At 42.9% G+C, this 15878-nt stretch carries 15 protein-coding genes and 1 riboswitch; of the genes, 13 read left to right on the top strand and 2 right to left on the bottom strand.

Annotation, left to right across the window (positions count from 1 at the left end; all coding sequences use genetic code 11):
• The first annotated feature begins 18 nt into the window (after nt 1–18).
• The 7 genes from MHI35_RS12785 (at nt 19) to MHI35_RS12755 (ending at nt 8262) form a co-directional block, all read left to right on the top strand.
• The gene (locus tag MHI35_RS12785) at nt 19–798 is read left to right on the top strand and encodes an enoyl-CoA hydratase (protein WP_335348996.1); all 780 of its coding nucleotides are present in this window, start codon (nt 19–21) and stop codon (nt 796–798) included.
• Between the two features lie 30 nt (nt 799–828).
• A complete protein-coding gene (locus tag MHI35_RS12780) occupies nt 829–1602 on the top strand; it encodes an electron transfer flavoprotein subunit beta/FixA family protein (protein WP_211062911.1) in 774 nt (257 codons plus the stop codon).
• A gap of 44 nt (nt 1603–1646) precedes the next feature.
• Nucleotides 1647–2624 (top strand): electron transfer flavoprotein subunit alpha/FixB family protein, encoded by a 978-nt coding sequence (locus tag MHI35_RS12775; protein ID WP_144520884.1) that lies wholly within the window; start codon nt 1647–1649, stop codon nt 2622–2624.
• 75 nt (nt 2625–2699) lie between these two features.
• Nucleotides 2700–4178, top strand: coding sequence for an alpha-N-arabinofuranosidase (locus MHI35_RS12770; RefSeq protein ID WP_335348997.1), 1479 nt, complete (start codon nt 2700–2702; stop codon nt 4176–4178).
• A gap of 245 nt (nt 4179–4423) precedes the next feature.
• Nucleotides 4424–4738: a thioredoxin gene (gene trxA, locus MHI35_RS12765; protein ID WP_003216330.1), complete on the top strand. Its 315-nt coding sequence runs from the start codon at nt 4424–4426 to the stop codon at nt 4736–4738.
• Nucleotides 4739–4877: 139 nt separating this feature from the next.
• Complete coding sequence (gene uvrC / locus MHI35_RS12760; protein WP_335348998.1) at nt 4878–6650, top strand: excinuclease ABC subunit UvrC; 1773 nt, start codon at nt 4878–4880, stop codon at nt 6648–6650.
• Nucleotides 6651–6713: 63 nt separating this feature from the next.
• Nucleotides 6714–6891: riboswitch (Lysine riboswitch) on the top strand.
• 141 nt (nt 6892–7032) lie between these two features.
• On the top strand, nt 7033–8262 hold the full coding sequence (locus MHI35_RS12755; protein WP_335348999.1) for an aspartate kinase: 1230 nt from the start codon (nt 7033–7035) through the stop codon (nt 8260–8262).
• 167 nt (nt 8263–8429) lie between these two features.
• On the opposite strand, the gene MHI35_RS12750 is transcribed toward MHI35_RS12755, so the two are convergent.
• Nucleotides 8430–8873: a YslB family protein gene (locus tag MHI35_RS12750; protein WP_003216293.1), complete on the bottom strand. Its 444-nt coding sequence runs from the start codon at nt 8871–8873 to the stop codon at nt 8430–8432.
• A 280-nt stretch (nt 8874–9153) separates the two neighbouring features.
• On the opposite strand from MHI35_RS12750, the gene MHI35_RS12745 reads away from it, so the two are divergent.
• The 5 genes from MHI35_RS12745 (at nt 9154) to MHI35_RS12725 (ending at nt 13708) form a co-directional block, all read left to right on the top strand.
• Nucleotides 9154–9762: a succinate dehydrogenase cytochrome b558 subunit gene (locus tag MHI35_RS12745; RefSeq protein WP_044139954.1), complete on the top strand. Its 609-nt coding sequence runs from the start codon at nt 9154–9156 to the stop codon at nt 9760–9762.
• 37 nt (nt 9763–9799) lie between these two features.
• A complete protein-coding gene (gene sdhA, locus MHI35_RS12740; RefSeq protein WP_012010817.1) occupies nt 9800–11560 on the top strand; it encodes a succinate dehydrogenase flavoprotein subunit in 1761 nt (586 codons plus the stop codon).
• Between the two features lies 1 nt (nt 11561).
• Nucleotides 11562–12326 (top strand): succinate dehydrogenase iron-sulfur subunit, encoded by a 765-nt coding sequence (sdhB, locus tag MHI35_RS12735; RefSeq protein ID WP_335349000.1) that lies wholly within the window; start codon nt 11562–11564, stop codon nt 12324–12326.
• Between the two features lie 122 nt (nt 12327–12448).
• Entirely contained in the window at nt 12449–12910 is a 462-nt protein-coding gene (locus MHI35_RS12730) for an acyl-CoA thioesterase (RefSeq protein WP_044139955.1), read from the top strand.
• Nucleotides 12911–12988: 78 nt separating this feature from the next.
• The gene (locus tag MHI35_RS12725) at nt 12989–13708 is read left to right on the top strand and encodes a biotin--[acetyl-CoA-carboxylase] ligase (RefSeq protein WP_144520872.1); all 720 of its coding nucleotides are present in this window, start codon (nt 12989–12991) and stop codon (nt 13706–13708) included.
• A 27-nt stretch (nt 13709–13735) separates the two neighbouring features.
• On the opposite strand, the gene MHI35_RS12720 is transcribed toward MHI35_RS12725, so the two are convergent.
• On the bottom strand, nt 13736–14866 hold the full coding sequence (locus tag MHI35_RS12720) for a 2-methylaconitate cis-trans isomerase PrpF family protein (RefSeq protein WP_335349001.1): 1131 nt from the start codon (nt 14864–14866) through the stop codon (nt 13736–13738).
• Nucleotides 14867–15001: 135 nt separating this feature from the next.
• Here MHI35_RS12720 and MHI35_RS12715 point away from each other — a divergent pair, with 135 nt between their 5' ends.
• Nucleotides 15002–15862: a LysR family transcriptional regulator gene (locus MHI35_RS12715; RefSeq protein WP_211062915.1), complete on the top strand. Its 861-nt coding sequence runs from the start codon at nt 15002–15004 to the stop codon at nt 15860–15862.
• Nucleotides 15863–15878 lie beyond the last annotated feature (16 nt).

Here is a 15878-nt window from a genome sequence, read left to right as displayed (position 1 = left end):
TGAAAAAGGATGATTGACATGGAAAAGATACTCACCTTACATCATGAAGGACAGACAGCACTTATCACGATTCAGCATCCACCAGCAAACGCCTTATCTTCTCAGCTGCTTAGCGAGCTTAATGACATGTTTGTCCAGCTCGAACAAAATGAAGAAGTAAGAGCCATTGTGATTCACGGGGAAGGAAGATTTTTCTCAGCAGGTGCTGATATTAAGGAATTTACGACGTTACAGGAAGAGTCTGACTATTCAAGCCTTGCAGACAGAGGGCAGCAGGTCTTTGAACGGATTGAACAATGTCCAAAACCGGTCATTGCTGCAATTCACGGAGCTGCATTAGGCGGGGGCCTTGAGCTTGCTATGTCTTGTGATATCCGAATCGCAACAAAAGATGCGAAGCTTGGACTGCCGGAACTAAACCTAGGCATCATTCCAGGATTCGGTGGTACGCAGCGCCTGCCGCGCTATGTTGGTTCTGCTAAAGCGCTTGAAATGATGGGTACGGCTGAACCGATTACAGGTGAAGAAGCATTTGCTTGCGGACTTGTGTCAAAGCTGGCAGAAACAGAGGAAGAAGCGCTCGAAGCAGCCAAAACACTTGCGTCAAAATTTGCAACGAAAAGTCCAAAATCACTCGAGTATGTGCTGGATTTATTGAATGCGACAAAATTGTATTCATATGATGGCGGTATGAAGCTAGAAGCCAAAAAATTCGGTGAGATTTTCCAATCGAATGACGCCAAAGAAGGCATCCAAGCCTTTATCGAAAAGCGCAAACCAAATTTTAAAGGGGAATAAGGGATTAAACGATACAAGGGGGAGAAATGAATGAATATATTTGTTTTGATGAAGCGTACGTTTGACACGGAAGAGAAGATTTCGATTCAATCTGGTGCAATTCTAGAAGATGGAGCAGAGTTCATTATTAATCCTTATGACGAGTATGCCATAGAAGAAGCCATCCAGCTTCGCGACGAGCACGGGGGAGAAGTGACCGTTGTGACAGTTGGCAGTGAGGATGCGGAAAAGCAGCTGAGAACAGCGCTTGCTATGGGCTGCGATCAAGCCGTTTTATTAAATGTGGAAGACGACTTAGAAGAGTGGGATCAATTTTCTGCTTCTACGATTCTTTACCATTATTTAAAAGACAAAGAGGCTTCCTTGATCTTAGCAGGGAATGTGGCAATTGACGGTGGCTCTGGACAGGTTGCCCCGCGTCTTGCTGAATTACTTGGGTTTTCATATGTCACAACGATTACAAATATTCAAATTGAAGGCGGTTCTGCTTCGATTGAACGAGATGCAGAAGGTGATGTGGAAGTCATTTCTGCTGAGCTCCCGCTTGTTGTCACTGCGCAGCAAGGTCTTAATGAGCCACGCTATCCATCACTACCTGGCATTATGAAGGCAAAGAAAAAGCCTTTAGAAGAATTGGAACTTGATGATTTAGATCTCGATGAAGACGATGTGCCATATAAAATCAAAACAATAGAACGTTTCTTACCGGAGAAAAAAGAGGGTGGCAAGGTGCTGAGCGGTGAGCTTCAGGATCAAGTCAAAGAACTGACAGATTTACTAAGAAATGAAGCAAAGGTCATCTAAACATCCACTTTACGATATCACGAGAACAAGGGGGAACTTGAAAGATGAGTAAAAAAGTTGTTGTACTTGGAGAAAGTCGTGACGGTAAATTAAGAAATGTGACATTTGAAGCCATTGCTGCCGCTCATCAAGTGGCAGATGGCGGTGAAGTCATTGGCGTGTTAATAGGGGATGACGTCAAAGACCAAGCGAATGAACTGCTTTACTATGGAGCGGATCATGTCATGATTGTGGAGCATCCGCACCTTTCATATTATACGTCAGATGGTTTTGCGCAGGCACTTCAAGCCATATTAGATCAGGTTGACCCAGATGCCGTCCTCTTTGGACATACTTCTATCGGAAAAGACTTGTCGCCGAAAATAGCTGCACGCTTGCAAACTGGTCTCATATCAGATGCCATCGATGTAAGCGTTACCGGAGAACATCTTGTTTTCACAAGACCGATTTACTCTGGAAAAGCCTTCGAAAAAGTGATTTCAACAGATCGTCTGCTTTTGGCAACCATACGCCCGAACAACGTGGCACCTCTTGCGCGGGATGCCTCACGAAGCGGAGACATTACACCGGTTTCTGTCGATATACAAAACCTGCGAACGATCGTGAAGGAAGTCATTAAAAAAACGTCAGAAGGTGTAGATTTATCTGAAGCAAAGGTCATTGTTGCCGGTGGGCGTGGGGTTAAGAGCAAGGAGGGGTTTGAACCGCTGAATGAACTCGCTGAGACGCTGGGCGCAGCAGTCGGTGCCTCGCGTGGCGCCTGTGACGCAGACTACTGTGATTATGCCCTGCAAATTGGGCAAACAGGCAAGGTCGTCACACCTGATCTCTATATTGCGTGCGGGATATCAGGGGCGATTCAGCATTTAGCGGGGATGTCTAACAGTAAAGTCATTGTGGCGATTAACAAAGACCCAGAAGCTGAGATCTTCAAAATTGCCGATTACGGAATCGTCGGTGACTTGTTTGAAGTGGTACCGCTTTTGAATGAAGAGTTAAAAAAGATGAATATCCACTCGTAACGCTCATACACTCAGAATGCCTAGGTATTCTGGGTTTTTTTGTATGTAATCAATTCACAAAGGAGCGGTTGATAAGTGAAGGGGACAGTAAAAGTCAATGACGTGATCGGACGTATTTCTAAACACATCTATGGACACTTTCAAGAACATTTAGGAAGAGGAATTTATGACGGGATTTGGGTCGGAAAAAATTCAGAGATTGATCATATTGAGGGGATTCGGACAGATGTGCTAAAAGCCCTTCAAGCATTACATATTCCGGTGCTTAGGTGGCCAGGCGGCTGCTTTGCAGACGAGTATCATTGGGCAAATGGTGTGGGAGATCTGAGCGAACGAAAGCCGATGGTGAACACTCATTGGGGTGGTACGGTTGAATCCAATGAATTTGGTACGCATGAGTTTATGAAATTGTGTGAGCTACTTGAATGTGAGCCTTATATTTGCGGAAATGTGGGAAGTGGAACTGTTCAAGAATTAGCAGACTGGGTCGAGTACATCACCTTTCCAAAGGGAACACCTATGTCCGATTGGCGCATTCAAAATGGAAAACAAGAACCTTGGGATTTGACCTATGTTGGTGTAGGAAACGAAAGCTGGGGCTGCGGTGGGAATATGACGCCTGAATACTATGCCGACCTATATAAACGATATCAAACGTATGTGAGAGAATTTGCAGGTCAATCCATATACAAAATTGCGTGCGGAGCCAATTCAAATGATGTGAATTGGACAAAAGTATTAATGGAGCGGGCCGCACCTTGGATGGATGGACTCAGTTTGCATTACTACACCGTACCTGGTACGTGGGAGAAGAAAGGATCAGCGACTGAATTTGATGAAGATGAATGGTTTATCACGTTGAAAAAAGCCTATGAGATGGAACGGCTTGTCGTGGATCATGGAGAGATCATGGATCGCTATGATCCAGACAAGCGAATCGGGATGATCATTGATGAATGGGGAACATGGTATGATCCAGAACCAGGAACAAATCCAGGGTTTTTGTATCAGCAAAACACGCTAAGAGACGCACTGGTTTGTGCCCTTCATTTTCATATCTTTCATCGTCATTGCCAGCGAATTCATATGGCGAATATTGCTCAGACGGTCAATGTTCTTCAAGCAATGGTGTTAACGGAAGACGAAAAAATGCTTCTGACGCCTACGTATCATGTGTTTCACATGTTTCAAGTGCATCAAGAGGAGGAAGCACTTGAAGTGGAATTCGTGTCAACGCCTTATGAACGAAGCGGTGAAAAAATACCTCAAGTTAGTGTGTCAGCTTCGCATTCATCAGATAAGATGCATATTAGCTTCTGTCACTTAAATCCGCATGAACAAAACGAAGTATCCCTTGCCATTGAAGGTTTGGATGCACAAATGAAAGTCACGGGCCGCGTGCTGACAGCGGACCGCATGAATGCGCACAACACATTTGATGATCCTCATGCTGTCCAGCCAGCAGAGTTTCAGCAATTTGCTGTAAAACCCGGTGAGTTGACCATAGATCTGCCGCCAATGTCTGTGGTGATGATCACGATCGATTTGGCTTGATCGCATATTTAGATGTTTGATGAGCAGGATGTTGGGGCATCATACATTGTAAACGAAGCGGAAAGGGAGTTATTTATATGCTAAGAACGATTCTCATGATTATCGGTGCAATTGTTGTCATTGGTGCGATTGTACGGTTTGTTTTTTAATTCATTTCATAAAAAATGATTCGTAAGCATTTCATTCGCAAGTCACATTGGTAGATGCTATACTAAAAAGCATAATTTACATTGGAGGAATGAATAATGGCAATCGTAAAAGCTACTGACGCAACATTTTCACAAGAAACTGCAGAAGGTGTTGTTATTGCGGACTTTTGGGCACCATGGTGTGGACCTTGTAAAATGATTGCTCCAGTTCTTGAAGAACTTGATCAAGAAATGGGCGATAAAATGAAAATTGTAAAAATTGATGTAGACGATAACCAAGAAACTGCTGGTAAATACGGCGTAATGAGTATCCCAACACTTCTTGTTTTAAAAGATGGTGAAGTGGTAGAAACTTCTGTTGGTTTCAAACCAAAAGAAGCACTTGCTGAGCTTGTTAACAAACATCTATAAACCTGTCTATGCCCAAGCGGCATACTCACTGAAGCGGTTCTCGTAAAGACGAGAACCGCTTTTCTTTCAATATGGTATAAAACAAATGTTCGTGATACACTAGAAGGAGTGAAAGAGGAAAACAAGGACGGATGAAAATATGAACAAACTGATCAAAGAAAAGCTATCGGTCTTGCCAGATCAACCAGGCTGCTATTTAATGAAAGATCGACAAAATACAGTCATTTATGTGGGGAAGGCAAAGGTCTTAAAAAATAGAGTACGCTCTTATTTCACTGGATCTCATGACGCCAAAACGCAGCGGCTTGTCAGTGAAATTGAGGATTTTGAATACATTGTCACCTCTTCTAATATCGAGGCACTCATTTTAGAGCTAAATTTAATCAAAAAATACGACCCAAAATACAATGTCATGCTCAAGGATGACAAAACGTATCCTTTTATTAAGATTACGAATGAACGACATCCTAAGCTGATCGTCACTCGTCATGTGAAAAAGGACAAAGGGAAATACTTCGGACCATACCCGAACGTACAAGCAGCAAGAGAAACGAAAAAGCTGCTCGACCGTTTATATCCTCTCAGAAAATGTGCCACCCTCCCTGATCGCGTCTGTCTCTATTATCATCTTGGACAATGTCTCGCGCCATGCGTGTATGACATTTCTGAAGAAACGAATAAGCAGCTCGTGGACGAAATCATCAGGTTTCTAAACGGAGGACACCAGCAAATTAAAAAAGAACTCACCGAAAAAATGCAGGAAGCTGCCGAACAACTAGAGTTTGAACGGGCAAAAGAATTGAGAGACCAAATCGCGTATATCGACTCTACGATGGAAAAGCAGAAAATGACGATGAGCGATTTATCAGATCGAGATGTGTTTGCATATGCCTATGACAAGGGCTGGATGTGTGTCCAAGTCTTCTTCATCAGGCAAGGGAAATTGATTGAACGTGATGTCAGCCTGTTTCCTATGTATCAAGATCCTGAGGAAGAGTTCCTCACCTTTATGGGGCAATTTTATGCAAAGAACAACCACTTCCTACCGAAGGAAATTTTGGTGCCAGATAGCGTAGATCAAGAGATGATTGAACAATTGCTTGAGACGAACGTTCATCAGCCAAAAAAAGGAAAGAAAAAGGATTTGCTATTACTTGCCCATCAAAATGCCAAAATCGCCTTAAAAGAAAAATTTTCACTCATTGAGCGTGATGAAGAGCGGTCCATTGGTGCAGTGAAGCAGCTTGGAGATGCGCTAAATATTTATATGCCTTACCGAATTGAGGCATTTGATAACTCAAATATTCAAGGTGCAGACCCGGTTTCTGCCATGGTCGTCTTTCAGGACGGGAAGCCGTATAAAAAGGAATACCGAAAATACAAAATTAAAACCGTCACAGGGCCAGATGATTATGCATCGATGCGTGAAGTCATTAGAAGGCGGTATACTCGCGTGTTAAAAGATGAGCTTCCACTACCAGATTTGATTTTAATTGACGGAGGAAAGGGCCAGATCAATGCAGCGATAGATGTGCTTGAAAATGAGTTGAATCTGTCTGTTCCAGTAGCGGGTCTAGTCAAAGATGAAAAGCACCGTACTTCCAATCTAATGATGGGCGATACACTTGAAATTGTTGCACTTGAGCGGAATAGCCAGGCCTTCTATTTATTGCAGCGCATTCAAGATGAAGTGCACCGGTTCGCAATTAGCTTTCACAGGCAGCTACGCGGAAAAAATGCATTTCAATCTATTTTAGACGATGTGCCAGGTATCGGAGAAAAGCGTAAAAAACAGCTTCTTAAACATTTTGGCTCTGTGAAAAAGATGAAAGAAGCCACGATCGAAGACTTTCAAGAGGCTGGCATCCCGAAACAAACGGCCGAGCTTTTAATGGAAGCTTTAAAAAAATAGATTGTACTTTTTCCAAAAGTCTGTTAAGATTGTGACTAAATTTAATAAATGAACGTGTTGTTTGTTGAAGATAGAGGTGCGAACTTCAAGAGTAAGCCTTCAGAGATCGATGGGATCTAGGAAGAGGGCTGAAAGGGGAGCGTCGCCGAAGTGAATAAAATCCACTCATTTTATTCGCTGGCTGTACATTGAAGAAATGTAGGGCTGTCAAGAATTTATTTCTTGGAGGGCTATCTCATTGTTTGCATCGTTTGATGATGATTATAAAGCAATGGGAGATCTGTTCTCTCATTGCTTTTTTTATTTGCAGTGAGCAGGCAATCTCCAAAGCCGCTTCTTGCCTCTTCTCTCACACGTGATCTTTTGAAAAAGGGTGGTAGTCATGGGACTAATTGTACAAAAATTTGGCGGAACATCTGTTGGATCGACAGAAAAAATTCGCAATGCTGCAGAAAGGGTCATCGCTGAACGCGAGGCCGGACATGATGTGGTTGTGGTTGTGTCGGCAATGGGTAAATCAACGGATGTTCTAGTAGACCTAGCGATAGAACTCACAGATCATCCGAGCAAAAGAGAAATGGATATGCTGCTCGCAACTGGAGAGCAAGTGACCATTTCCTTATTAACGATGGCGCTACAAGCAAAAGGCTATGATGCCATTTCCTTTACAGGCTGGCAGGCTGGTATGAAAACAGAGCAAGTACATGGTAACGCAAGAATCGTCGATATTGATGAATCAAGAATAAAAGAGGAATTAAGTGCAGGAAAAGTGGTTGTTGTGGCAGGCTTCCAAGGCATTGCAGATGATTTACATATCACAACGCTTGGACGTGGTGGATCAGATACAACAGCTGTGGCACTTGCTGCTGCACTCAAAGCGGATAAATGTGATATTTACACAGACGTTCCAGGTGTGTTTACAACAGATCCGCGTTATGTACCGGCCGCGCGAAAACTTGCAGGTATTTCATACGATGAGATGCTCGAACTGGCTAATTTAGGTGCTGGTGTCTTGCATCCGAGAGCTGTCGAATTTGCGAAAAATTATCAAGTCCCACTAGAAGTCCGTTCTAGTATTGAAAATGAATCGGGTACGTTAATTGAGGAGGAATCATCCATGGAACAAAATTTAGTCGTCAGAGGCATTGCATTTGAGGATCAGATTACACGCGTGACGGTGTGCGGTCTTTCAAGCGGTCTCACCACATTGTCGACCATCTTTACGACACTTGCGAAACAAAACATCAATGTGGATATCATCATTCAGTCCGTCACAAGCACGAATCAGACGTCGATCTCTTTCTCTGTGAAAACGGATGATTTGTCTAAAACAGTTGAAGTGTTAGAAGAATATAAGGGAGCACTTGGCTATGAACAGATCGAGACAGAAAGCAAATTAGCCAAAGTATCTATCGTTGGATCGGGTATGGTCTCAAATCCAGGCGTAGCCGCTGAAATGTTCGCTGTGTTAGCGGAAAAAGACATACAAGTGAAAATGGTTAGTACGTCTGAAATCAAAGTCTCAACAGTGGTTGGCCGTGACGATATGGTCAAAGCAGTAGAAGCACTGCATGATGCGTTTGAATTATCAAAGGTAGCTGCCCATTCTTAAAACAAAAAGGAGGTGTATCTCATGAAAGAGTGCACCTCTTTTTTATATTCGAAACCGCCGCATTCAAGAAAGGAAAACGTGCGTAAACCTATTCACTAAGTATGCTATGATAGAAGGAGGCAAACAAAAAAGGCGTGACCTAAAGTCCACGCCTTTCATAAAGAGTGTTAGCTAGGGTCTCTTAAATCCCATTTAACGGTTAAAATGACTTTATCAGCACGCTTTTTCACTTGTTCATAAGATTCAGCCACGTGCTCGTTGAGAAGCTGGATTTGTTCAGCAATAAAACCTGCTTCCATCTGAAAGCATGGCTCCTTTTGATAGGTGAGTCGATTTGATACAAGTGGACCTTCGAGCTCAAACTCAATTTCCTGTTTTTTCGAATGGACCATCGTGAGAGTTCCCCATCCGGCATCATGGAAAAATTCGGGGATCTTCTCCCATGACTCTTGAGGAAATTTACGAGCAAGCAGCTTACCCGCAAAATACATCATAGATGAATGATCCTGACCAAGAATATCAGGCAGCAGAACTTCGCGTATCAGCTCGTAGGCAAATCCATTGACTTCAATTTCTTTTAGCTGTTCTAAGTTAGATTCGAATTTATTCATTGTAAGGCTCCCCTCTTTCAACAATTTATTATAGCTTATGTGAGCATATGATGACAGAGTTTTCCCTGAAGTCTAAGAAATTCTTATTGTAGTAAAACGAATTTTGATTTAAAACTTTTAAATTTCGGAAAATTTTAATTTATGTACGCGGTTTCTTGACGCTTTTTTGACATAGGAGTAAAATGAAATTGTCAATAAATTTGAATAAAGTGCTTACAATTGAAAGAAGCGGGGGTAAGACAATTTTTAGCAATTGCACTTTTTACTAGGGGGTAAAGTAATGTCGGGGAACAAAGAATTTTTTTATCGGAGATTGCATTCTTTGCTTGGCGTCATTCCGGTCGGTCTATTTTTAATTCAGCACTTAGTGGTGAACCACTTTGCGACGAGTGGACCAGAGGCGTTTAACAAAGCTGCACACTTTATGGAACAGCTTCCATTCAGATATGCACTTGAGCTGTTCGTGATTTTCTTACCACTGATCTATCATGCTGTTTATGGGGTGTACATAGCCTTTACGGCACAAAACAACACGTCTCGCTTCAGTTACTTAAGAAACTGGTTGTTCAGACTGCAAAGGGTTTCAGGTATCATCACATTGATTTTTGTCACTTGGCATGTATGGGAAACGCGAATTCAAGCTCAGCTTGGAGCTGAAGTGAATTATGACATGATGGCGAATATTTTAAGCTCTCCATTTATGCTAGGCTTCTATATTGTCGGCGTTTTATCTACTATTTTCCACTTTGCTAATGGCTTGTGGTCATTTGCTGTCAGCTGGGGAATTACTGTTTCACCACGCTCACAAAGAATCTCCACATATGTGACATTAGGTATATTTATAGCGCTTTCATATGTAGGGCTAAGAGCAATTTTCGCTTTTGTTTAAGAGGAAATAGATTAGTAGAAGAGGGAGAGGGGCTACAATGAGTAATTCTAGCATCATCGTTGTCGGAGGCGGCTTAGCTGGTCTCATGGCAACTATTAAAGCAGCAGAAGCGGGAACAGCTGTTAAACTATTTTCAATCGTACCTGTAAAACGTTCGCATTCTGTATGTGCACAGGGCGGTATCAACGGAGCGGTGAATACGAAAGGTGAAGGGGATTCACCTTATGAACATTTTGATGACACGGTATATGGTGGAGACTTCTTAGCCAACCAGCCGCCAGTTAAGGCAATGTGTGAAGCAGCGCCGTCCATTATCCACTTACTTGATCGGATGGGTGTGATGTTTAACAGAACACCAGAGGGATTATTGGACTTCCGCCGCTTCGGGGGAACACAGCACCACCGTACAGCATTTGCTGGAGCTACAACAGGTCAGCAGTTATTATATGCACTTGATGAGCAGGTTCGCCGCTATGAAGTAGCAGGGCTTGTCACGAAATATGAAGGCTGGGAATTCCTTGGCGCTGTGTTAGATGACGAGGAAGTATGCCGAGGCATTGTCGCTCAGAACTTGACAACAATGGAAATTGAATCCTTCCGTTCAGATGCAGTCATTATGGCAACAGGCGGTCCTGGAATCGTGTTCGGAAAATCAACGAACTCCATGATCAATACTGGATCTGCTGCATCCATCGTCTATCAGCAAGGGGCTCATTACGCAAATGGAGAATTCATTCAAATTCACCCAACAGCGATCCCTGGAGATGACAAGCTTCGTCTCATGAGTGAATCGGCTCGTGGTGAAGGTGGACGTGTTTGGACATATAAAGACGGGAAGCCTTGGTATTTCCTGGAAGAAAAATATCCAGCTTACGGAAACCTTGTACCGCGTGATATCGCAACGCGTGAAATTTTCGATGTATGTGTCGAGCAAAAGCTTGGCATCAACGGAGAGAACATGGTATATCTCGATCTTTCTCATAAAGATCCGAAAGAACTTGATATTAAACTTGGCGGCATCATTGAAATCTATGAAAAATTCATGGGTGATGACCCGCGTAAGCTTCCAATGAAAATTTTCCCTGCTGTTCATTACTCAATGGGCGGATTATGGGTTGATTATGATCAAATGACAAATATCAAAGGTCTATTCGCTGCCGGAGAATGTGACTACTCTATGCACGGCGGAAACAGACTTGGTGCAAACTCATTGCTTTCAGCCATTTACGGCGGAATGGTCGCTGGACCAAATGCTGTGAAGTACATTAGCGGTCTTGAAAAGTCTGCGGAAGACCTATCTTCTGCAACATTTGACAGTGCTGTGAAGAAAGAGCAGGAGAAATGGGACAACATTCTGAGCATGGACGGAACAGAAAATGCGTACGTGCTTCATAAAGAGCTTGGAGAATGGATGACGGATAACGTCACAGTCGTTCGTTACAATGACAAACTCTTAAAAACAGATCAGAAGATCGAAGAACTAATGGAGCGCTACAAGCAGATCAACATCAATGATACCGCTTCATGGAGCAACCAAGGTGCTGCCTTCACACGTCAGCTTGACAACATGCTTCAGCTGGCAAGAGTCATTACGATTGGGGCTTACAACAGGAATGAGAGCCGAGGCGCACACTACAAACCGGACTTCCCAGAGAGAAACGATGAAGAATTCCTAAAAACAACGATGGCTACGTTCAAAGGAAAAAATCAAAAGCCTGCATTCCACTATGAGGACGTCGATGTATCGTTAATTGCACCTCGTAAACGAGATTACTCGAAGAAAAAGGTGGAGAAATAAGATGAGTGAAAAAAACAAGATTCAATTCATAATCACACGTCAAGATACAGCAGATGGAAAGCCTTATGATGAAGAATTCGAAATCCCTTACCGCCCAAATATGAACGTCATTTCTGCACTTATGGAAATTAGACGGAACCCGGTCAATAAACAAGGGGAAAAAACAACGGCGATCAACTGGGATATGAACTGTCTTGAAGAGGTGTGCGGAGCTTGTTCTATGGTCATTAATGGAAAGCCACGCCAGTCATGTACAGCCTTGATTGACAAGTTAGACCAGCCGATTCGTCTTCAGCCGATGAAGACATTCCCGGTTGTGAGAGATTTGCAGGTTGATAGAAGCCGGATGTTCAATTCCTTGAAAAAGGTGAAAGCATGGGTACCGATCGATGGTACGTATGATCTTGGTCCAGGACCAAGAATGCCTGAGAAAAAACGACAATGGGCATACGAGCTTTCGAAATGTATGACATGTGGCGTTTGCCTTGAAGCTTGTCCAAACGTGAATGATAAGTCTTCCTTTATGGGACCTGCACCGCTTTCGCAAGTTCGTCTATTTAACGCACATCCGACAGGTGCGATGAATAAGTCTGACCGGCTAGAAGAAATTATGGGGGATGGTGGTCTTGCGAACTGTGGTAACTCCCAAAACTGTGTGCAGTCTTGTCCGAAAGGAATCCCGCTGACAACATCAATTGCTGCACTTAACCGAGATACAACTTTACAAGCATTCCGTAACTTCTTCGGAAGCGATCACGCAGAATAACATCACATTCAATCCTCTTTGCCAATCATGATGAGTGTTTAAGAGAGGCCTGATGTAATATTTAAACAAACGCCTCTTCCGATACGGGAGAGGCGTTTTGTTCCAAATAAGGAGATGATCAAGTGAGATTGCCGTCATATATTGAAGAACCGTTTGAAGAGTGGAGGGCATCCTTTCGATTTTATGTCGAAACGACCGTTCGTTTTTCAGAAACGGATATGTTTGGCCATATGAACAATGTCACCCCTTTTGTGTATTTTGAAGAGGCGCGCATTGCTTTTTTTCAAAAAACAGGAATTGTTGATAAACGAATGAAACGTGTGAGAGAAACCATGACAGTCGTCGCTAACCTGCAATGTGATTACATCAAGCAGGTAGAGATTGGAGAGAGGCTTCGTGTGTATGTCAAGCCCGAGAAAGTCGGCTCAAGCTCACTCATTCTTCATTATTTAGGAGAAAATGAACAGCAGGAGCCATGCTTTACAGGCTCAGTCACCATGGTGCAAATTAGTAAAGATACAGGCACATCTGTCCCATTTACTGAAGAAGAAAAAGAGACATTTCAGGCGCAACGAAATGAGTAGCATGCTGCCTTATCAACGTGCACGCTTCATTTTGTTATAATAAAAGCACCATATCAAGAAGAAACAAGAGGAGAACACATGAAGATTTTTCAATATGACACCATTGATAGTACAAATAATGAAGCGAAAAGGCTCATGCAGCAAGGAGAAAGGCCCTCATTTGCTGTCTATGCACACCAGCAGACAAAAGGAAGAGGCAGACTCGGCAGGCCGTGGGAAACACCTTTAGGGAATGTGGCGGTGACCATGACCGTCATGCCGCCAGAAGAACTTTCTACTCAGTCAACAATCGCTCCGCTGACAGCACTAGCAATCTATGATGTGCTGAAACCACTCATAAGAGCGGAGGATCAGCTGGCGATCAAATGGCCGAATGATATTCTCATTAATGAAGCAAAGGTATCCGGCACATTAATTGAAGCAGACCGCAGCGCCATTTATATCGGTGTTGGCATCAATGTAGAGACGAAGCCGGAGCATGTCCCGTACAAAACCATTTGCTTATCAGAGCTGACAGAGGTGAAAGCTGATCAGCTAGTGAAAGACCTGGCAGCGGCTTTTGAAAAATACCATTCACGCTGGCAGAATGAAGGGTTTGAAGCACTCAATGCCCTTTATAATAAACGGTTATATCGTCTCAACAAGCCGCTTCGCATTTCGTTAGATCGTGAAAAACAAACATGGGAAGAAGGCATTTGCTGCGGTGTTAACCGCTTTGGTCATCTTCAGCTAAAAAATGATAAAGGACAGATCAAAGCTCATTCTGCTGGAGATATTGATGCCCCGCTTCAACATTAAAAAAAGCAGACGATGTTCTCGTCTGCTTTAGGCTTCTCTTTTAATGTGAGGCTGGACAATATAATCTTGTTTTGTAAAGACAACCCCGTCTAGAATTTCTCTTGCGGTTCGAATGACTTTGACTCTGTTTTGAGACACGTCAATGTCCGTTTGCATAATCCCGGCAGGATGCCCAATTCGAAGCGTATCATGCTGTCCATCATAAAGCTGTGCAGGAAGCGTATGTTCCATAAAACAGCTGGCTGATACGCAGACAGAACCGGTAATGGCAAGCGCTTGGTGTGGTCTTTGCATCGATAACATGCGTACGACGATATCCATATCGCCTGCTCGTCTCAGCACCCCGTTTGTATCGATATAATCAGCAGGTTCACTAATGATCGCAAGCTTCGGAACAGCTGGTGACTGTAATGTTGCCATGTCTTTTGGCGCAAAGTGACACATTTCAGCAGCAATAGAACGAATCTCTTCTAAATCATTCAGTAATGCGTCTGTAAATTCCTCAGGCAATTCGGTTCCTTTTAAATGAAGATCCTTCGCTCGGACAAAGGCAATGGGATTTGCGATGTCAACGATCGAGATCGGAATTTCTCCGAATTTTGTTTGAATCGTATCCATGCGGTTCCCTGTAGGAAAGGTTTTACCTGTCACAGCACCTTCAGGTTTTTCAAATGATAGATAGATGGGAGATCCTGTCCCTTTTACTCCTGGAATTTCTACATCTCCCTCAAATTTCACTTCACCGTTTTCAACCTCAACCTCTGCTACAATGACTTTATTCGTGTTCGTATTGAGGATACGTACAGTCGTAATGGGCTCAACCGCTTGAACAAGCCCTTTAATGATGGCGTAAGGTCCAACCGCTGATGAGATATTCCCGCAGTTCCCTTTAAAGTCGACATATCTCTCGTTGATGCTGACTTGTGCAAACGTATAGTTCACATCCACATCTGGACGTGTGGCTTTATCAATAATGGCTACTTTGCTTGTTAAAGAATTACCGCCGCCGATCCCATCGACCTGCAGCCGGTCAGGACTGCCCATAATGTCTAAAAGAAATGCCTCGAGCTCATCGTGTTCATAGGGAGCATCGTTTGCTTGAATGAATACCCCTTTGCTTGTACCGCCTCGCATTATTGTGATTGGAACTTTTCTCATTGCTCTCACCCTCAATTTTTAATGAACTGTTTATCTAATCAAAATGGTAAAGTATAATAAGAAATAAGTTAAATACATTATTTTAAGAGAAATTGATAAAAATTATTTATAACAAGGACAAAAGGAGGGTACACAATGGATGAAAAAGACTGGCGGTTTTTAAAGGTGCTATATGAAGAGAAGAACATTACAAAAGCAGCGGAAAAATTATTTGTCTCTCAGCCTGCCTTAAGTTATCGATTGAAGCAGCTTGAAGAGGAGTTTGATATGAAGCTTTTCTTTAAAAGAAAACGAGGGATTGAATTTACGTCAGAGGGCGAGTACTTGGCTAAATACGCAAATGACATGCTCAAGCAGCTCCAGCAAACGAAAGATGGCATGCTCAACATGCAAAAAAAGGTCAAAGGAACAATCCGGTTAGGGGTATCAAGTAACTTTGCTCAATATAAGCTCCCAGAAATTTTAAGAGAATTTTCTAAGCAGTATCCACACGTCCAATTTATGGTCAATACAGGCTGGAGCACTAAAGTCATGGATTTATTAGGCACATCAAGTGTCCATTTAGGGATTTTAAGAGGGGATTATGACTGGAATGGAGAGCGGTTTTTACTTGATAAAGAGCGGCTTTGTATCATTTCAAAATCAGAAATTCAGCTAAAGGACCTTCCGAAGCTGCCGCTCATTGATTATCATACAGATAGTTCATTAAAACGATTGATTAACAGATGGTGGCAGGAAACGTTTGCCATGCCTCCGCTTGTGACGATGGAGACAGACCGACAGGATACATCAAAAGAGATGGTCAAGCACGGGTTAGGCTATGCCATTGTCCCAGAAATTTGCCTCAGGCCAAGTGATGAGCTATTTGTAAAAGGTCTTTCGTATAAAGATGGACAGCCTGTTTTAAGAGATACATGGCTTATGTACCAGCCTGACTCCCTTCATTTATCTGTTGTAAAAGCATTCGTTGAATTTTTAAGAAGCCAGCAAGGCTGATTATAAAAATAATTTA

It is taken from the genome of Bacillus sp. FSL K6-3459 (genome assembly GCF_038003305.1).
Taxonomy (GTDB): domain Bacteria; phylum Bacillota; class Bacilli; order Bacillales; family Bacillaceae; genus Bacillus; species Bacillus pumilus_O.
This window is presented reverse-complemented; position numbering and strand designations above follow the sequence as displayed.